This is a genomic window from Alteromonas sp. K632G, assembly GCF_017653625.1.
Lineage (GTDB): Bacteria > Pseudomonadota > Gammaproteobacteria > Enterobacterales > Alteromonadaceae > Alteromonas > Alteromonas naphthalenivorans.
In genome coordinates this window covers 570760-591249 of the sequence record NZ_JAGGDM010000001.1, presented here as the reverse complement: position 1 = coordinate 591249, position 20490 = coordinate 570760, and the positions used below count along the sequence as shown (strand labels likewise).

Annotated in this window: 16 protein-coding genes; 1 reads left to right on the top strand and 15 read right to left on the bottom strand. The window is 45.2% G+C overall.

Going from position 1 to position 20490, the window contains the following annotated elements; translation table 11 throughout:
* Positions 1 to 2890: 2890 nt before the first annotated feature.
* The 13 genes from J5X92_RS02660 to urtA form a co-directional block, all read right to left on the bottom strand.
* A complete protein-coding gene (locus J5X92_RS02660) occupies positions 2891 to 3073 on the bottom strand; it encodes a hypothetical protein (protein WP_126871812.1) in 183 nt (60 codons plus the stop codon).
* A gap of 13 nt (positions 3074 to 3086) precedes the next feature.
* On the bottom strand, positions 3087 to 3701 hold the full coding sequence (gene ureG, locus J5X92_RS02655; RefSeq protein WP_126871813.1) for an urease accessory protein UreG: 615 nt from the start codon (positions 3699 to 3701) through the stop codon (positions 3087 to 3089).
* Between the two features lie 10 nt (positions 3702 to 3711).
* Positions 3712 to 4425: an urease accessory UreF family protein gene (locus J5X92_RS02650; RefSeq protein WP_260563415.1), complete on the bottom strand. Its 714-nt coding sequence runs from the start codon at positions 4423 to 4425 to the stop codon at positions 3712 to 3714.
* On the bottom strand, positions 4397 to 4846 hold the full coding sequence (gene ureE, locus J5X92_RS02645) for an urease accessory protein UreE (protein WP_126871815.1): 450 nt from the start codon (positions 4844 to 4846) through the stop codon (positions 4397 to 4399). The genes J5X92_RS02650 and ureE overlap by 29 nt, the downstream gene beginning before the upstream one ends.
* 9 nt (positions 4847 to 4855) lie before the next feature.
* The gene (gene ureC, locus J5X92_RS02640) at positions 4856 to 6559 is read right to left on the bottom strand and encodes an urease subunit alpha (protein WP_126871816.1); all 1704 of its coding nucleotides are present in this window, start codon (positions 6557 to 6559) and stop codon (positions 4856 to 4858) included.
* Positions 6552 to 6872: an urease subunit beta gene (locus J5X92_RS02635; RefSeq protein ID WP_126871817.1), complete on the bottom strand. Its 321-nt coding sequence runs from the start codon at positions 6870 to 6872 to the stop codon at positions 6552 to 6554. The genes ureC and J5X92_RS02635 overlap by 8 nt, the downstream gene beginning before the upstream one ends.
* A gap of 9 nt (positions 6873 to 6881) precedes the next feature.
* On the bottom strand, positions 6882 to 7184 hold the full coding sequence (ureA, locus tag J5X92_RS02630) for an urease subunit gamma (RefSeq protein ID WP_126871818.1): 303 nt from the start codon (positions 7182 to 7184) through the stop codon (positions 6882 to 6884).
* A 26-nt stretch (positions 7185 to 7210) separates the two neighbouring features.
* Positions 7211 to 8095 (bottom strand): urease accessory protein UreD, encoded by an 885-nt coding sequence (locus tag J5X92_RS02625; protein WP_126871819.1) that lies wholly within the window; start codon positions 8093 to 8095, stop codon positions 7211 to 7213.
* Between the two features lie 12 nt (positions 8096 to 8107).
* Positions 8108 to 8803, bottom strand: a complete 696-nt coding sequence (urtE, locus tag J5X92_RS02620) for an urea ABC transporter ATP-binding subunit UrtE (RefSeq protein ID WP_126871820.1) — start codon at positions 8801 to 8803, stop codon at positions 8108 to 8110.
* Positions 8796 to 9593: an urea ABC transporter ATP-binding protein UrtD gene (gene urtD, locus J5X92_RS02615; protein ID WP_126871821.1), complete on the bottom strand. Its 798-nt coding sequence runs from the start codon at positions 9591 to 9593 to the stop codon at positions 8796 to 8798. Before urtD ends, urtE begins: the two co-directional genes overlap by 8 nt.
* Entirely contained in the window at positions 9590 to 10642 is a 1053-nt protein-coding gene (gene urtC / locus J5X92_RS02610; protein ID WP_244360052.1) for an urea ABC transporter permease subunit UrtC, read from the bottom strand. The genes urtD and urtC overlap by 4 nt, the downstream gene beginning before the upstream one ends.
* A gap of 59 nt (positions 10643 to 10701) precedes the next feature.
* Entirely contained in the window at positions 10702 to 12303 is a 1602-nt protein-coding gene (urtB, locus tag J5X92_RS02605) for an urea ABC transporter permease subunit UrtB (protein WP_126871823.1), read from the bottom strand.
* Between the two features lie 98 nt (positions 12304 to 12401).
* Positions 12402 to 13685 (bottom strand): urea ABC transporter substrate-binding protein, encoded by a 1284-nt coding sequence (urtA, locus tag J5X92_RS02600; protein WP_126871824.1) that lies wholly within the window; start codon positions 13683 to 13685, stop codon positions 12402 to 12404.
* A 316-nt stretch (positions 13686 to 14001) separates the two neighbouring features.
* Between urtA and J5X92_RS02595 the strand changes: the two genes are divergently transcribed.
* Entirely contained in the window at positions 14002 to 17373 is a 3372-nt protein-coding gene (locus J5X92_RS02595; protein ID WP_244360049.1) for an ATP-binding protein, read from the top strand.
* Between the two features lie 62 nt (positions 17374 to 17435).
* Here J5X92_RS02595 and J5X92_RS02590 read toward each other — a convergent pair whose 3' ends face one another.
* Both J5X92_RS02590 and J5X92_RS02585 read right to left on the bottom strand, forming a co-directional pair.
* A complete protein-coding gene (locus tag J5X92_RS02590) occupies positions 17436 to 18905 on the bottom strand; it encodes an agmatinase family protein (protein WP_126871825.1) in 1470 nt (489 codons plus the stop codon).
* The gene (locus J5X92_RS02585) at positions 18905 to 20410 is read right to left on the bottom strand and encodes an agmatinase family protein (protein ID WP_126871826.1); all 1506 of its coding nucleotides are present in this window, start codon (positions 20408 to 20410) and stop codon (positions 18905 to 18907) included. The genes J5X92_RS02590 and J5X92_RS02585 overlap by 1 nt, the downstream gene beginning before the upstream one ends.
* Positions 20411 to 20490 lie beyond the last annotated feature (80 nt).

The following is a 20490-nucleotide window of genomic DNA, read 5'->3' as shown; positions in this document are numbered from 1 at the left end:
TTTAGCAACTGGCTGATATGCTATTTACGACAAAATCGCTCGGTAATTAGACCGACACAATCCCTTGGTAATCACACTACTACAATTTATCAGTCTGAAAGATAATAAAACTTCACTCCCTTCTTGGTATCTTTACTTCATAGCCAGATATTCACTAAGTACCTAATAACTTAGCCTTAGAATTATTAAGGTACTCATTCAGTGATAATTCACTATTGGATGAAGGTTAAGTTGTAGAGGCAACGTAGAAAGTTACAATCAGTCCCCCCTTACATTGCCTTAAACCTTCCTGATGGAGCAACAACGGTTCAGCCCCGAGAGTACACGGAACACTGGTTGATTCGCTACACAACGACTAACGTTGAAAACGTGTATCTTCGCATCATTGCATAATCTATCGCGAATGATTAGACCTACTAACACCGATCTATTCGGGTATTACCACCGCGTGGGCCCCGGTCTACACTTCTGACTTCCCAAAAAGTATGGACTCAGCTCTACACTTTTTTGGCGAGTTATTAATGAGCCCGCCTGTTACTAAGAACTTTCTCCCTAGTCATGATGATGGCGACATCTGAATTAGATTGATTAGGGATAGGGTTACTGTTCCAATATCCTATAGGGCTAGCTGAAGACCCCATATGATTCACAACCCAATGACTAACGTTGAAAACGTGTATCTTCACATTGTTGCATAATCTATCGCGAACGGTTGAACCTATTAACACCGATCTATTCTGGCGTTACCACTAAATGTGCTTCCGGTCTACACTTCCGACGTACCAAAAAGTGTAGACTCAGCTCTACACTTTTTGGCGACCTACTAACGATCCCGACGTTTACTAAGAGCTTTTGTCCCCCATCATGAGGCTTGCAACATCTGAATTGGATTGGTTAGGGATAGGGTTACTGTTCCAATATCCTATAGGGGCACCTGAAGACCCATATGATTCACAGCCCAACGACCAACTTTGAAAACGTGTATCTTCACATCGTTGCATTATCTATCGCGAACGATTGAACCTACTAGCACCGATCTATTCTGGTGTACCACCGCGAGTGCCCTCAGGCTGCACTTCCGATTACCCCAAAGTGTAGACTCAGGTCTACAGTCTCTTTTGGTAACCTAATAACGAGCCCGCCTTTTACTAAGAACTTTTTCCTTAGTCATGATGTGGCGACATCTAATTTTTTTTGGTAATCACCTTTAAAGATCAACTTCCTTTGACCACAAGCAAGAGAGAGTTTAATCTAATGCAAGCTGAACGTAAGTTAGGCTTAATGAACTTGGCAATTGAATAGCCCCTTCTCTCATTATCTAAAGTTTTAATATCACTAGACAAAGTAAACATACTCTTTAGATCTTTGAGTGTACGAATTTATCCGTTCGCTAGGTTAATTGACTCGATAGCTTTTTTATCTGAAGCAAACAGAAGCTGGACGTTACATAACGTTTCTACATCTTGCATGATGCCAATGAATGCTTTTGGTCCACTTAAAATTACTGAGCCCAATATTCTCTAAATATTATGCTAGAGCAAGTTAGGTTATTCGTGCTGGAGAGTTAGACGAACTATAGTAAAAAGCGCCTTGAAATCGGTTCTAGGAACCTCAATCGCTCGACTTAAAAAAAAGCGTTACTGGAAGTTTTTAGTTTTGGGATTTTTGGTACCCTACCATACGTTACTGGAAAAAAAATTTTTTTCCAGTAACGCTTTCGTCAAAACTTCCAGTAACGCTTTTAAAAGCTTTCCAGTAACGCTTTTGATGAGGTAGTCCTTAGCGGTAAAATTTGCAGCTGATTCAGTTTCTTTACGATGAAATGTTAATTCATCCACACCAAATATTTAGACCAATAAAACCAACAATTTTGCTTTTTTAAAACTGGTTAATCTGCTTCAAACTACATTATTAACGTCGGCTTAATGCAATGATTGCTTGTTCTTAACCTGATATACATAGGTACAAAAGACGTGTTTAGACGCCATATTATTGAGTCTTTATCATCAAACTTCGTTGCTTTTCAGGTGATATCTAAGAAGATTAAACGGTAGAAGCGTTACTCAAACTACGATAGCCAGCAACGTATCTAGAGGAAGTTATATTACTTTAGTAAGTATTTATTGTGACGTAAATGATTGCATTAAGTAAGCTGTTTTACTCATTTTGACTACAGTTGTCAGGTGTATTTACTATAGATAATCTTATATTACTACCGATGCCCCAGCCTTTAAAATACGCGAAACATTGGAAGTTAAACTGCATCGGTAACCTTCTAAATCCATCGCGATAAGCTGTCTCCAAACAGCACTTTCCAGATCGAACTTGGGCTAGAGTTCATAATAAAAGTTCTCCGCTAAAAGCGTTTCGCGGTAGAAATTTGAACGGTTACCTTCCGAATTAAACTCGGCGCCCGTAATAAACTGTCGTAACATTTCACCTAGAAAAGGTTCTATCTTGGGGAGCTCACCTAACCTACTTTTGATGAATCGTAAGATGCCGTGATCGAAACTAGTAACGTCATTCCCTTCGCTTCTTACGGCAAGGAATGGGCACTACATGCAAAATAAATAGGCTCCAGCGATGGCAATCTCTTTATCGCATCGGCTGTTGAATTGGATACTGCTACGTCGTTTAAAATCCCGTTAGAGTCACAAAAGAACAATGATTTTGCAAGGTAGAACCGTTACCCGTAAGAAGTTTATTGCTATAGTTTTGCTATTATTAGCGCTGAATACTATAAATATTTATGCTCAAGTAACCGTCTTAGCCAGCGAAACTTTATGCCCTAATAACCTAAATTTTAACCATCAGAATGATTGATTATCGCCAAGCTGTTCTTGTAATACATAACAACTTGGCAATTTTATAAGGCTATCGCACTCTATTTTTATTGCGAACGTTTCCTCAGTTTATTGGACACCCAATGTACTGCTTTGATAACAACCAGCATCGACAATACATAAAAAGCGATATGATAGTACTCATGTACCGTGGTATTTAGAAAATGATCTTCATGCGCAAATGTAGCCGAAGAGAATAGCGATGCAATAAGTAGTAACTGTTTTTTCATTGTCTTTCCTTAATTAAGATTTAGCCAACATGCCTTCAACTTCAATAAAGTTGATGATTTCAGCCAAACCTTCACCTGCTTTTAAATTAGTGAATACAAAAGGTTTATCGCCACGCATACGCTTAGTGTCCGTATCCATCACGTCTAGTGAGGCTCCCACCATGTCAGCAATGTCTATCTTATTGATGATAAGTAAATCAGACTTGGTAATACCCGGCCCACCTTTGCGGGGAATTTTATCCCCTGCTGAAACGTCAATCACATAAAGAGTTAAGTCGGAGAGTTCTGGGCTAAAGGTGGCACTGAGATTGTCACCACCACTTTCTACTAAGACAAAGTCTAAATTCTCATGCCGAGATTGCAGTTCGTCAATGGCAGCAAGGTTCATTGAGGCGTCTTCTCGAATAGCCGTATGGGGGCAACCACCGGTTTCTACACCGATAATACGATCGGCTTCTAGTGCGTCATGTTTGGTTAGAAACTGTGCATCTTCGTGAGTATAAATATCGTTGGTAACTACGGCCATGTTGTACTTTTCACGCATAGCGAGGCATAACGAACGCAGTAGCGCTGTCTTTCCAGACCCCACTGGGCCACCCACACCAACACGCAGTGTTTGTTTTTGCATAAGGTTTCCTCTAAGAACGGAATAATCTTGAATATTGTTGTTCATGCCATGCACTTGCCATGGCCAACGACGGCATAGATTGACCAATATGGTCTTGCTGCACGTGTTTGGCGCTCTCAATACATGGTGTAATTTTTGTGGTTAAGCGAAACAATAAATTTTGGCCATCGGTTTGTCCTAACGGGATGAGTTTTGTGCCCGCGGCCACCTGATTATCAATAAGGGTCCACACATAGCCGCTTAAACAGGCATCAAGTAGTAAGCCGAAAACATGGGAGGCCAAGGCAAATTGACTAATAAAACAATGGGCATTTAGCTGATTAACCCATTGAGCGGCCGTACTGTCTTCCTTATTAACTAAATTGCGCAACAGCCTGCGTAGTGCTTTTCCCATGGCTTGCTCGGCCAGTAAAATTTCTTCACTTTCTCGGGTAGCCGCAATCCAATCGTCGGTGTCTAAAAATAGTGTTTGGTCACCTTCTTCTATTGCGCTAAATTGCTGCATCAACAAAGGGACATCGGCATTGGCGACGCTGCCTTCTAGCAACACAGCTACCCAATTCTCTAGTGCATCAGATGTAGTTACCCACCCACGCTCCACCGCTTGCTCTAAACCTTGCGAAAAGGAGAATCCTCCCACCGGCAAATTCGCACTGCATAATTGCAGCAACCTTGCGCACTGAAGCATCGAAAGATCAGTCATGATGGTGGTGATGTTCGCCACTTTGATAGGCGCCACTTTCAGGGTCAAATACCGCAGGTGCGTGACTCACACTTAGATGGTAACGCTGCACTAATTCGCTAAGCACATGATCGGGTTTAAATCTTAGCCAACGTTCACCTACTTGTAAGCGAGTATGGCGGTTACCCAAGTGATAGCACACTTTTGAAAAGGTGTGCCAGTCGTCTGTACTTGCTGTGGTAACTGGTTCAAGGGCTCCTATCACCTTAATTACTTTGCCGCATTCGCTTCGCAAGTGCTCACCCACGCGTAAGGGCTTCCCTCGCTCTATAAAAATGCCGACCTGCTCGCCCTTGTCGGTTGTCACTTTGATTCGCGCCTTTTGACGCGTATCAAAATCTAGGGTTATGGTATCGTCGGCATCACCATGATAATGACCCAACCTTTCTGAAATCGTTAACATACAATTCTCTTAAAACAAACTATAGCGCTGTGCTAAAGGCAGTACTTCCATAGGTTCACAGGTAAGTAACTCACCATTAGCGCGTACTTCATAGGTTTGTGCATCCACCTCAATGTATGGCTGCCAATCGTTGAGTTTCATATCCCCTTTACCAATATTCCTTGTATTTTTACATGCCACGAGTGGCCGGCGTATCCCGTATTTTTCAGCAATGTTGTTATCGATCGATGCCTGTGAAACAAAAGTAACAGACAATGAGGCTGCGGCGCCGCCAAGGCTACCGAACATTGGCCGATAATAGACGGGTTGTGGTGTAGGAATAGAGGCGTTGGGATCGCCCATAGGCGCGGCAGCAATAAAGCCTGACTTAAGAATCAAACTTGGCTTAATTCCAAAGAAGGCGGGCTTCCACAGCACAACGTCGGCCAATTTACCTACTTCAATAGAACCCACTTCACTATCGATACCATGACTTATAGCCGGATTAATGGTGTATTTAGCCACGTAACGACGCGCACGATAATTGTCATTTCTGTCAGAGTCTTGTGGCAGCGGACCCCGTTGCACTTTCATTTTGTGGGCGGTTTGCCATGTTCGGCAAATCATTTCACCTATGCGTCCCATGGCCTGACTGTCAGAAGCAATCATACTTATTGCGCCTAGGTCTTGTAGAATATCTTCGGCCGCGATACTTTCCTTGCGAATTCGTGAGTCAGCAAACGCCACATCTTCAGGGATAGAAGGGTCGAGGTGGTGACAGACCATTAGCATGTCTAAGTGCTCGTCAACGGTATTGACAGTGTAAGGCCGTGTTGGATTTGTGGATGACGGCAAAACATTGGCTTCACCACAAGCACGAATAATATCTGGGGAATGCCCGCCACCCGCACCCTCGGTGTGATAAGTATGAATAGTTCTGCCTTTAAATGCCGCCAAGGTATCTTCCATAAATCCTGCTTCATTCAAAGTATCGGTGTGAATGGCAATTTGCACATCGTAACGGTCGGCTACGGTCAAGCAGTTATCTATCGATGCAGGGGTCGTTCCCCAATCCTCATGCAATTTAAGGCCACAGACACCCGCTTCAATTTGCTCTTCCAACGCCATCGGTAAACTCGCGTTTCCTTTACCCAAGAAGCCAAAGTTCATTGGCATGTCCTGAGTTGAAAGCATCATTTTTTCAATATTCCATGGCCCCGGGGTGCATGTGGTAGCTTTCGTCCCGGTGGCCGGGCCTGTGCCACCGCCTATCATGGTGGTTACCCCTGACATTAAGGCTTCATCTACCTGCTGAGGGCAAATGAAGTGTACGTGTGCATCGATGCCACCTGCCGTCAGTATTTGCCCTTCTCCTGCTATAATCTCCGTGCCCGCGCCAATAGGAATAGTTACGTAGTCTTGTACGTCGGGATTACCGGCTTTGCCAATGGCTTGAATACGGCCATCGTTAATCGCCACATCGGCTTTCACAATGCCCCAATAATCTAAAATGAGCGCATTGGTAATGACTAAATCTGGGGTTTCTGCGCAGCTGAGCTGCCCCTGCCCCATGCCATCGCGAATAACTTTACCTCCACCAAACTTCACTTCATCGCCATAGCAGGTACAGTCCTTTTCTACCTCGATAATAATGTCGGTGTCCGCTAAGCGAACCCTATCGCCTGTGGTTGGGCCAAACATGTGTGCATAGGCGTTACGGTCTATTTTAGTCATGCTCTTGCTCCAATTTTCCCATCACATCACCACGAAACCCATAAATGGATTTTGAGCCACCAAAAGGCACTAAACTTACCGTACGTTTCTGACCAGGTTCAAAACGCACAGCAGTGCCAGCGGTAATATTTAATCTCAAACCTTTGGTGGATGGGCGGTCAAAATGCAGCGCCGGATTCACTTCATAGAAATGATAATGGGATCCCACTTGTATTGGCCTATCGCCATGATTAACGACAACAACACTGGTTTCAGGTAAACCTTGATTGAGTTCTATATCACTTTCGTCTGTGAATATCTCGCCAGGAATCATCGCATTCTCCTAAACTATGGGGTCGTGAACTGTCACCAATTTGGTGCCATCTGCAAATGTGGCTTCTACCTGAACATCGTGGATCATCTCAGGTACACCTTCCATCACTTGCTCGGCGCTTAATACTGTACGCCCATAATCCATCAGTTCAGCGACAGACCTTCCATCTCGTGCACCTTCTAAAATGGCCATTGAAATAAATGCAATCGCTTCGGGGTAATTCAGTTTTAACCCTCTATTTAAGCGCCGCTCGGCAAGTAGTCCGGCGGTAAATAACAATAGCTTGTCTTTCTCTCTGGGTAATAGTTCCAAAAGCTGCTCCCACTTTATTTAATCAGTTATGTGTACCAAATTCGTGGTTGTACTGCTAAATGACCAGACACCTGTGGCCTTGTCTGCTTCCAAACATGCACAAAACCCTCACGACAAACTTCGCTGTCCTCGCCTAAATAACGCACCACAACAACGCCTTGCAACTGCGTGACTGACATAAAACTACACAGGTTAAGTTCATCAATACAGGTTCGAATTAAGCTACACACACTTTTTGCCCATTCGTTTGATGACGCTTCATTGCCATTGAATAACACCATGGTGCCCACCACATGGTGCCCCGCTAACCCAATGCGAGATTGATGAAGATTGTCTTTAGCGTGCAAGGCAAGACGTTCGTGAAAACGAATACCTTGGTTGTGATAAAGACTGAAGGTTTGTGTGAACTGCCCTTTGGAAAAGGGTTGGTCGATATGGGGTAAGCCCAAACACGCAACATCCCAGCCTACGTAGCTTGCGCCTTTATCTAAATACACCTGAGTATGACTAAACGCATTGGCGTTGGTATAAACCAGTGTCTCATGGGGTAGATATTCGAGGTGAGCGTTGTCTGCAACAGTAAAACGGTTGAACTGACACTGCTTACTGGCCATTTGTTTTGCCTCTCGGGCACGGTAAAACCGATTGGCCCCCGGGGTGGTTAGCAGTACTTGGCAATCTTCTTCTAAGGTGGCCGCAACATGCAATTCATCACCAGACACAATACCGGCTGGTGGATGCAATAAATATAAATGCGCCGCGCCAGTGGTTTCTGGGTAAAAAGCCCGCTGTACACTGAGCGGGCCTTCCCGCAGTGTATTCACCAGCTTTGTTTTTTGTTGCCGGTAAGCAAATGTCATTTCTAGTCGCGCCAGCCACTGTTCGTAAGCTACTGCGGGCCTTGCCGTCATTATCACTCCTTGCTAAACCGACAAATACTGCTTAACCAAATCATCGTTAAGCTCTGGCATCGCGCCATGAGACACCACTTTTCCTCGTTCCATTAAGTAGAATTGTTCGCCTACCGCGCGAGCAAAGGGCAGTTTTTGCTCAACCAGAACAATCGTCATGCTCTTTTCTTTATTTAAGCGCAATAGTACATCGCGAATCAGCTGAACAATGTTGGGCTGAATGCCTTCATTCGGCTCATCTAAAATAAGCATATTAGGATTAAGCACTAAGGCACGGGCAATAGCAAGTTGCTGCTGCTGACCACCTGATAAATCTCCGCCTCTGCGTTGCAACATTTCTTTTAACACAGGGAAGTATTCGAAAATGTCTTCTGGCAGGCTGCGTGACGTTTGGCGCTTACAATTAAGCGACACTTTTAAATTCTCTTCAACGGTAAGCTGACCGAAAATATGACGGCCTTGTGGTACATAGCCCACGCCTATATTGGCACGGCTTTCTATACTTGCGCGCGTTACGTCTTGTTGATTGATAGTAATACTGCCAGAGGCTGCGGGTAACATGCCCATGAGGCATTTTAGTAGCGTGGTTTTCCCCACTCCATTACGCCCCATAATACATGTGCGGGAACCGGCCGCTATGTCCATATTCAAATCCCACAATATTTGGCTACCACCGTAACGCTGGTTCAGTTGGGATACGTTAATCATGACCCTCCTCCCCCAAATATACCTTTTTCACTTCCGGATTACTTTGAATGGCGTCCATGGTGCCTTCTGCTAATACGCTACCTTGATGCAACACCGTGACCGTGCGTGCAATTGAACGCACAAATCCCATGTCATGTTCTACGACCACCACTGAGTGCTCTCCGGCCAACGAAGTTAAAAGCTCAGCGGTGCGCTCCGCTTCCGACACTGTCATGCCTGCGACGGGTTCATCCACCAGCAACAACTGAGGTTTGGCCGCCAGCAACATACCAATTTCCAGCCACTGTTTTTGCCCGTGGGATAACTCACTGGCCTGACGATGCTGCATGGCAAGAAGGCCGATGGTATGCAGAATTTGGTCTATATCATCTCGTTCTTCTGCACTTAATGCGTGCCATAACGATGTCCAAATGCCCTTGTCCATTTTTAGGCTGAGATATAAGTTTTCTTTTACGCTTAAGGCCTCAAATACCGTCGGTTTTTGGAATTTTCTACCTATCCCTAAACGGGCAATTTGCTCTTCGTTATGCTGTAGCAGATTAATTTGCTGCCCATAACTTACCGTCCCAGTATCGGGGCGGGTTTTACCGGTAATGACATCCATAAGGGTAGTTTTACCCGCACCATTTGCACCAATAAGACAACGCAACTCACCTTTTTTGATATACAAATTCAAATCGTTAAGTGCTTTGAAACCATCAAAACTAACACCCACATTTTCCATGTATAAAATCATACCGTGGCGCGTATCTGGCGCGGGGCTTTTCTCTGTCAGTAACGCACTTTTCATGAGGCTGCCTCCTGCTTATTCACCTTACGCTTGACAGGAAAACGATGATCAATCAGTCCAACCAAGCCCTTGGGCAACAACAAGGTGACTAAGACAAATAGACCGCCAAGTGCAAATAACCAGGCCTCAGGCATAATCCCTGTCAGCCTTGTTTTTGCAAAGCTCACCACTATGGCACCAATAATGGCTCCGTATAAGGTGCCTCTGCCCCCAATAGCCACCCAAATAACGATTTCGATGGAATTTATGGGCGAGAATTCTCCAGGATTAATGATGCCCACTTGAGGTACGTAGAGTGCGCCTGCGATGCCGGCAAGCACGGCAGAAAAGGTGAACAGAAACACCTTATAACTGGCACTGTTGTACCCCACAAAACGCACCCTATTTTCTGCATCTCGAATGGCGGTGATCACTTTACCGGCTTTCGAAGAAACAATGCGATCACTCACATAATAAGCGGCCGCCAATACGCATACAGTGATAATAAACAACACCAACCGGGTAGTATCTGATTGCAATGAAAACCCTAAAATGTCTTTGAAATCAGTCATACCGTTGTTGCCACCAAATCCCATCTCATTGCGGAAAAAGGCCAGCATGAGTGCGTACGTCATCGCTTGCGTCATAATAGAAAGGTACACGCCGCTAACTCTAGAACGAAACGCCATGGCACCAAAGACATACGCCAGTACTCCTGGGGCAAGTACCACCATTGCAATCACCCAAAAAAAGCTATCTGATCCCACCCAAAACCAAGGTAAACTTTCCCAGTTTAAGAACACCATGAAATCAGGTAAATCCGGGTTGCCATATACGCCTCTATCCCCAATTTGACGCATCAGGTACATACCCATGGCATACCCACCAAGGGCAAAGAATGCACCGTGGCCTAGGCTTAAAATGCCGCAATAGCCCCACACCAGATCTAGTGCCAACGCTAGCAAGGCGTAACACAGATATTTGCCCAATAGGTTCACTGAATAGCTGCTGACGTAAAAAAATGACTCTGGGGAAAATAACTGGTTCGCCAACACTACGTACACAGCCATGACTAACAATACGGAGACGACGCGCTGCACGCTACTTAGTTGAAAGAAAAAGTTCATCATTATTCAGCCCTCCCCTTTTGCGGGAACAGCCCCATTGGGCGCTTTTGAATAAATAAAACCAAACCGACTAATACGATAATAGTGGCCAATACCGGGCCTGTAACAGGTTCTAGGAATTTATTTAAGACGCCTAGGGTCATGGCTGACACCAGGGTGCCCCACAAATTTGCTACGCCACCAAATACCACAACCAAAAATGAATCGATAATGTACGCCTGGCCTAAATTGGGCCCCACATTGGTTAATTGACTTAACACCACCCCTGCCACGCCGGCTATTCCAGAACCTAGCCCAAAGGTAGCGGCGTCAACCCAATTGCTCTTTACACTGAGCGCCCGTGCCATCTCGCGATTTTGTGCCACGGCGCGAACATGTAAACCAAGGGAGGACTTTTTCAAAAATAGCAGCAAGGAAAAGAACACCGCCAAAGAAAATATAATGATATACAATCTGTTAAACGTGACAGAAAACACCGGATTAATTTGCCATGAACCACTCATCCATTCTGGGCTTGCTACCTGACGATTTAGTGGTGAAAACACAGTACGTACCAACTGCTGTAAAATCAGAGAAATACCAAAGGTGGCGAGTAATGTTTCAAGAGGTCGCCCTTTTAAAAACTGAATAACACTGCGCTCAATGAGTACACCCATCAAGCCAGAGACTAAGAAGGCCGCAGGCACTGCCATAAGCAACGAATACTCAATAAGATTGGGGAAAGTTTGTTGAATAACATAAGTGGTATATGCCCCCAACATAATCATTTCACCATGGGCCATGTTGATAACACCCATCACCCCAAAAGTGATGGATAGGCCAATAGCGGCTAATAAAAGCACCGACCCCATGCTGATACCGAAAAAGGCCGTTTCAGCCCAACCAAACCACTTGCGCTTCACCTCTATTCCCGCCAAGACAGCATCAACATTAGCCTTTACTGTGTCAGCAACTTCACTGTCACGTTGCAAAGATAAAAGCGCAACTCTAACTTCTGGGTATAAGTTTCCTCTCAAGGTTTCAAGCGCACCCAACTGTTCAGTCACGTCGTCATTTTGAAGTCGCTTAAGCGCCGTAATGGCGGTTAACACTTCAATAATATCGGCGTTTTCTTCCTGCTCTAACCTAGACAAAATAACCTTAGTCGATATTGAATCAACATCAGCCAAAAGGCTTTCCGACGCTTGTAAACGTACCGTGTCATCACGATGGCTCAAGTTACGTTGGGCTAAAAGTTGTCGAATATGGCTTCGTACACGGTTGTTTACACGTACCTTTCTTAGCCTAACGCCGCTAGACTCCGCAATATTCTTCTCTGTGAGTGTATCTATCCACGCCCGCTCACCTTGGGTCTTGGTTGCATACATCACTTGCTGAGTTTTCGGATGAAAGTACACATCGCCCTCCAGTAACCGTGCGAGTAGCGTAGCAACTCGTTCATCGTCAAGTGTAGCGGCTTTATCGAGAGTGGCGGGTAGTGTGCGGAAAGACGCCTCTGGCAAAGCTTTCACAATATCGTCGAAAGCGACGTCTTGGGCTCGAGCCGACTGAAAAATACTGAGATGAATAATGACAAAAAATAATGCCAACACAGATTTGAACATGACTTTATTCCCTAGTGTGTCGCAAAAAAACGTGGCGCTGCAACGATTTCGCAAACAGCGCCACTCACTGGATGGACGGCAATACCGCCCACAACACACTACTTACTGCTGGTACAAGAGCCTGTTTTAACATCGTAACTGCCGCATAGCATGGGTGCCGTCCAGTCAGACATCAAATTTTTAGAACTTGGCAGGAAATCAGACCATGCATCACCTCGCACTGTCCCTGGGGTTTCCCACACCACTTCTACTTGTCCGTCATCTTGGATTTCGCCAATAAATACTGGCTTCGACAAGTGATGATTAGGATTCATTACCGCGATTCCGCCAGTTAAATTTGGTACCGACATACCAATTAAAGCGTCTGACACTGTGTTAACATCAGTGCTTCCCGTTTGTTCCACGGCGGCAGCCCACATAGTAAAGCCGATATAAGTGGCTTCCATTGGATCGTTGGTTACTCGAGTTTCATCACCGATGAAGGACTTCCACTTATCGATAAATTCAATGTTGGCATCGGTGTAAATACTCTGAAAATAATTCCACGCGGCCAAGTGACCTACTAGAGGACCGGTATCAAACCCTGATAGCTCTTCTTCTCCCACAGAAAACGCTACAACGGGAATGTCTTCTGCTGATATACCTTGGTTACCTAACTCTTTGTAGAAAGGTACATTTGCATCGCCATTGATTGTTGAAATCACGGCGGTTTTCTTACCACTGGAACCAAACTTCTTCACATCAGATACAATGTTTTGCCAATCTGAGTGACCAAACGGTGTGTATTGAATCATGATGTCATCATCACTCACGCCATTGGCTTTTAAGTAAGCTTCTAAAATTTTATTGGTAGTACGAGGGTAAACATAATCGGTACCTAACAATACCCATCGCTCCGCACCAATGTCATTCATAAGATAATCTACAGCAGGAATGGCTTGTTGATTGGGCGCAGCTCCTGTGTAAAATACATTCTTAGACGACTCTTCACCTTCATACTGTACTGGATAAAACAGCAATCCGTTTAGCTCTTCAACTACAGGCAACACAGATTTACGGGAGACCGACGTCCAGCCACCGAAGATAACGTCTACATTCTCTTGCACAATTAATTCACGTGCTTTTTCGGCAAATAACGGCCAGTTTGAGGCGGGGTCCACCACCACTGCTTCGAGTTTCTTTCCAAGCAAACCACCTTGCTTGTTTTGCTCTTCCACCATCATTAATACGGTGTCTTTTAACGTGGTTTCACTAATGGCCATGGTACCGGTAAGCGAGTGCAACACCCCAACCTTAATCGTATCTTCCTCGGCTATTGATAAACTTGAAATCATCGACCCTGCGATCATCGAGCTAGCGACTATTAATTTACGTAACTTCATCAAACATCCTCTAGATTGTTGATTAGCCCACATTAACCTACTTGAAAAGGTTCACTGTTGACCCTGGCTAATTGGCCGTTTTCCATAATGGGGTTACAAAACTGTATGCCAGTGACACCATGCTGTAACGAATGCTTGTATAGTATTTCTATAAGCAAAATAAAAAAATGAGTTAAATTACGTAGTTTAGACTCGTCTTATTCCTATACAGGTATTGGCGAGTTAACGGTATGCTGACATTATATAAGACAGAGTAATCTGCGCTTGTTCCGTACTCATCTTTTAATAACATTCCCAGTAGGATCATCACCACCTCATGGCAGACAATTCAAAAGTCTCTTCAAGCCGCCGCTCATACAACAAGCTGGTTGCGAACGAAATGATGGAAGATTTCGCCCTTCGCTTTACCGCCAAGCGCGCTCGAAAGTGGTCATATTCACGTATTGCACATACAGCGCTTGGCATAGTGTCTTTCATGGTATTGGAGGCTATAGGCGGCGCTATTACATTGAATTATGGGTTCGTAAATTCAGCTTGGGCCATTCTTGCGTTGGTGGTGGTTATCTTTATCAGTGGTACCCCTATAAGTTTTTATGCTGCTCGGTATGGCGTTGACATTGATCTTTTAAGTAGAGGGGCTGGCTTTGGTTACTTAGGCTCCACAGTAGCCTCTCTTATCTATGCCTCTTTTACATTTATTTTCTTTGCACTTGAAGCGGCAATTATGAGTATGGCGCTTGAGCTATTGCTCGGTATTCCCCTCTATATTGGATATGCTATTAGTGCACTTATTGTCATGCCCCTAGTAACCCACGGCATTACTTATATTAGCCGCTTTCAAGTGTGGACCCAGCCAGTTTGGATTGTTTTACAGCTAATGCCACTCCTGTACGTGTTCAATCATCCCGATTCAAGTTTAAGGGAATGGACAGAGTTTACCGGTGATGCCAGTGACATGGGCAGCGGCTTTAACATTCTCTTATTTGGTTCAGCATCAGCTGTTTTGCTTTCCTTAGTCGCGCAAATTGGTGAACAAGTCGATTTTCTCCGATTTCTGCCCCCAAAACCCACTGCTTCTAGCCCGTTAAAATGGTGGGTCGCTATGATAATGGCTGGGCCAGGATGGATAATTTTTGGTGCGGGTAAATTATTTCTGGGGTCGTTTCTAGCTTACTTAGCCCTCAAACAAGGGGTATCCCGAGAGCTAGCCAGTGACCCTGCACATATGTACCAAGTGGCTTTCGGATTTCTCTTTAACAACACTACACTGACCATTGTGATTGCCACTGTGTTTGTGATTATTTCACAACTAAAAATTAATGTAGCGAACGCTTATGCCGGGTCCTTGGCGTGGTCTAACTTTTTTAGCCGTATTACCCATAACCACCCAGGTAGAGTAGTTTGGATGATCTTCAATATCCTAATTGCTATTTTGTTGATGGAGTTGGGTATCTATCAAACCATCGAAAGTATGCTTCAGATCTATTCAGTTCTGGTACTTTCATGGTTAAGTTCTGTATCGGCTGATTTGCTTATTAATAAGCCCCTCAAACTAAGCCCGCCTATAATCGAATTTAAGCGTTCCAAACTGTACGATATTAATCCTGTTGGCACAGTGTCTATGTTTGTCTCTTCAGTTGTTGGTTTTGCTGCGCATATGGGCGCGTTTGGCGACATTGGCGTCGCACTTGGTTCCTATTTAGCCTTTTTCTTACCCTTTATTGTGGTGCCTGCAATGGGTTGGGCAACCAAAGGAAAATTTTACTTGGTACCCAATACCACTGATGATCTAGATGGGGCTGAACACCAATGCTGCTTATGTGAAAATACATTTGATAACGAAGATATGAGTTTTTGTCCGGCCTACAATCATCCCATATGTTCTTTGTGCTGCAGCTTAGACGTTCGCTGTGGTGACCAATGCAGGGAAGACGCCACCTTATCGTCACAAGCATTCGCATTGTTCAACCGCTATTTTAGTTTAAAAACCTTGCGTGTACTTAGTACGCCTATTGCACAATGTTTATGGCTAACTCTGCTACTCACAGGTATTTCCGCCACCATATTGCTGCTGATTTATTGGCAAATTCCCATGGCGACCGAAGCGCTTAAAGACGTCTTTGCCGCCACGCTACTCAAAATATTTTTCTTTTTACTGATTATTATTGGTGTGGTGAGTTGGCTATTTACCCTTGCGAGGCTAAGTAATCGTTCAGCATTAGAAGAGCTTCGTGAACAAACTAAAGCTTTGGCCACCGAGGTCAATGCTCATGAAAAAACGTCACAGGCGTATCAATTAGCAAAGGAAGAGGCGGAGTCAGCCAATAAAGCAAAGAGTCGATACTTGGCAGGCTTGAGTCACGAACTTCGAACACCTTTAAATGTGCTACTTGGTTATGCGCAGTTACTTTCCAGTGATAGCAAAATTCCCAAACACGCGAAAGAACCTTTGCAAACCATGAAGCGCAATGGGGAATACCTAAGTGATTTAATTGAAGGGGTGTTAGAAGTTTCTAAAATTGAGGCGGGACGATTATCAGTTCACCGTGAAGATATCCAATTACGTCCGTTACTAGAACAACTTATTGATATGTTTCAGCAGCAAGCACTATCTAAAGGGTTAAAGTTTACCGCTGATTTCCCCCAGCACTTACCCCAATTTGTGTCTGGTGACAAACAGCGCCTACGGCAAATTCTAATAAACTTGATTTCTAATGCTCTTAAATTTACTGAACACGGCAGTGTGACATTTACCGTGCGATACCGTAATGAAGTAGGACAGTTTATTGTTGAAGACACCGGCCCGGGGATAAGCGAGCAGGATCAAGAAACCGTGTTCCATCCGTTCGAGCGTGTATCTGACAGTAACACGGCGGTTTCTGGTACGGGTTTAGGCCTCACCATCTCCCGTGCGCTTGCGGAGTTAATGGGCGGGGATATTAGTTTAGTTAGCGGCCTCGGCGAAGGCAGTAGGTTTAGCCTAAGCTTAATGCTACCCAGACTTAATCATATTCACAGAGAACCTGTAGATGAAGACAAACAGGTTGTGGGCTATGAAGGTGAATCTAAAACTCTTTTAACCATAGATGATGAAGCTAGCCAGCGGCAGTTATTGAGCGACATTCTCACTCCCCTAGGATTCACCGTGATTACCGCCAGTTCTGCTAAAGAAGGCTTAGGTAAGTTGAAAAGCCACGCTATCGACCTCATGTTTCTCGACTTAAAAATGCCTGAAATAAGCGGCTGGAAAGCGGCTGAGCTGTTTAGGCAAGAAGGATTTAAGCTACCCATTGTAGTAGTGTCAGCCAACGTGCGGGAACTAGACATGGAAGATAATGCCCGACAAAATCATAACGACTACCTTACCAAGCCTTTTGATATTTCTAACCTCATTGATAAATTGGGCCACTGGTTGAACATTCGTTGGATAAATCAAAACGATGATACCGCCCTTGAGCCAGCGGGCAAAAACGAAGGGAATAGGCCTCTCGTAGGGCGCAACCAATATCAAGCCCTTAAATCGCTGGCTGAAATTGGTTATCTGTCGGGCTTTACTGCCAAACTTGAAGACATCTCAGAGCACTATGATATTCCCCCTGAAACCAAAAAGGAGCTCAAGCAGCTTTCATCTCAAATTCAGTTTGTGAAGGTAGTTGAGAAGCTCGACAGCCTAATGCGCTGCTTTTAACCGCCCGCCATAAAAAACCGGCTGAAGAAGCCGGTCTTTTATTGCTGTAATGGCAGTAATCACTATTGGTGGCTAAGAGCCATTGGGTCGATGTAGTTGGTGTTACTAATGCCCGATTTACGCATAGCAATGCCAGTTAAACAGGCATGCATGATTTGGTTGGCACTCAATGCCGTGTTGTAGCTCAAATCTAAAAACGGTGCTACACCAAGCATCTCAAATCCCGCCACGTCAGTTTCTGCACACGCTCGACGTACTAATGTCATGGCTTGGCGAACCGAAATCCCTCCGGCCACTGGCTGTCCAGACCCACTGACAAACGCGGGATCAATAACACTCATGTCGAAAGACACAAAAGTTTTTCCTCCGCTAGCACCAAGCTCCGTCAATGCTTGCTCCATGACCACCGGCCACGAATCCCGTTCCACTTGCGCCATAGTGTGATACTTCACACTGTTCTCTCGCAGCCAAATCAAGGCATTTTTATTTTGAGACGCACCTCTAAGCCCTATTTGAACGAGTTTGTCCCCCTCAATGACGCTTTCCGCTAATAAGTTAGCAACACTTTGCTCATCAGAATAAAAGTGATCTTTGTCGCGCTCACCGCGATAATGGGCATCTAAGTGCAGTACAGACACAGGTGTATCTGAAAAATGCCCAGCCACCGCACTCACACTTGAAAACATAATGGAATGATCACCGCCCACAATGAAGGGGATTGTGCCCGCCTCCAACATGTCGGTTAGTTGCTGAGTAATATGTTCAATATTTAGCTCTGGACTCATATTATCCACGGCAATATTGCCATAATCAGCTACTTGCATAGCCAACGTTGGATCGACCCCACCTTCAACACTGTACCCACTTAAACCGTACATACCACGTAATATAGTAGGAGCGTGTTTGTCGTCTCGCCATCCTGCCCCTAGGGCCAGCGGCACACCAACAAATGCTACATCCACGGCGCCAGCGACTAAATCGGCTTTTCGTATTGCCACGGGCGCATTGGCAAATGTAGGAATCCCGCCCTCTTCATTGAGGTAACGCTTTAAACTAAAAGGGCCTGGCTCGCGTTTATAACGGTCGAACAAAGCAGGTTGCAATACACGTTGTTTGTTGTATCCACCCGCATCAGGATTAAGAGGAATAATATCGCTGTCTGCCAAATACGCTAGCGGCTCCTCAATTCCTTCTGATGGCTTCGCTTGGGAGGCGGTTTTGCTTGCCTGATAACGCCTTTGCGCACTGGTTTGCATCAGGGCTTGTACTAGCTGTTTCGCCTCTTGAGGCGATTTTTCCGCTAACTTCACCGAAAGCTTATCGGGGGTTAAGTTATACAAAACCAGTTCATCTGGCGCGTTGATGAAGGCCAACTCTTGTTCATTCAACATTTGTGTATTGGCTGATATCGACACTTCTGGCATGGGTGTGCTCTCAACCTTTGTGGTAGAAGCACAACCCGATAGCATTAGTGCTGCACCTACTGCCGCACTCAATATATTTAATTTTCTGTCAGTATAAAGGCGTTTCATTATTTCTTATCTCCATAGTAGTCGGTTTGTCCGTGCTCAGAAGATAATTCGCTAATAAAGCCTTTCTGGGTAATACCTTTTTTATGCATCGCCACACCGGTTAAGCACGCAAACATCAAGCTATTGGCGTTTAATGTACTCACGTACGTGGCATCTAGCGCAGGGGCTAATTCCACAATATCAAACCCGACTAGGTTTGTTTCGGCACACAATCGACGAACAATTGGAATGGCTTCTCGCATTGTTAAGCCTCCTGATACAGGCGTTCCCGTACCCGGTTGAAATGCTGGGTCGAGTACATCAACATCGAAGGACACATACAAAAATTCCGTATTTTCAGAGGCTTCTTGTAAAACTCGCTCCATAACTGCATCCCATCCACGCCGTTCTACTTCAGCCATGGTGTGGTAGTGCATGCCAATTTCACGCTCCCACTCGTAGTAACTTTTGCTGTAATGCGCCCGTAAGCCCACCTGAATATAGTCCTCAGGTCGCACATGCGCTTCTTTCATGAGGCGGTAAATAGGCTGGCCATGATCCAATAAATGCACCCGTCCGCGACCTGTGTCCAAATGCGCGTCAAAGTGCACTACGCCCACCTTGCCTTTTCCATAAACGTCGGCAATAGCCGCAACATTGGGATATTCGAGCGAATGGTCACCGCCTATGATAAAGGGTATCGCTCCGGCCTCGGCTATTTCGCGCACCCGATCTCGTACTTCTTGAACACTTCGCTCAGTGCTAAGTTGATCTATGGCTGCGTCGCCATAATCCACAATGTTCAATACTTTCCCCGGGTCAATCATGGTGGACACGTCTGCGCCCCCGGTTCCCCTACCTAACATACGCATTGCACGAGGGCCATGGATGGCATCTCGCCAGCCTGACCCCATGTCTAAAGGCGCACCTAAAATGGCAACATCCACTTCACCGGCAACCAAATCCTCAGGAGAAAGGGCCACTGGAGAGCGCGCAAAAGTGGGTATGCCAGAGCGGCCACCACCTAAATAGCGGCCTAGGGAAATAGGACCGGCTTCCCGCTCGGGATCAAGCTCTTTTGGCCGCTTCACTCGCCACGTATTGTAGTTTTCTGAATCGGTATTTAGGGTGATTTGGTCAGTGTCTCGGCCTTGCTTATATTGCACTTGGTCATACACAGTGAGCATAGTGTCAACGTATTGCTCAATTTCCTGCGTACTGGCTTTTCGCATTAACTCGTACATAAGGTCGGGTTTAAGTACGCTCGCGCCTTTTCCACTTAGCACAAACTCTCGCTTGGCTTCGGGCAATGCATCAAGTAACGCAAGAATATCCTCGGGTACGTCTTTTAATGGCTTAACAGGCATAAGGCCTGGCGTGGCGGAATCTATTTTTGAATGAACCTCACCGGGCAGCGAAGGAGGTGGTTGCACCTCCTCTTTCTCGGCGGTTTCTTGAAGCGCTTGCACCGAGAAAGAAGATAACGCTGCCCAACTGGTAGCGAGTAGAAGAGTTTTTAATTTCATTATTAAGGACGTTAAAAGTGAACGTAGTACCACTATAAAAGTCGCTTAAATACCAAACAATAAGTCATATCCCCCAGTTA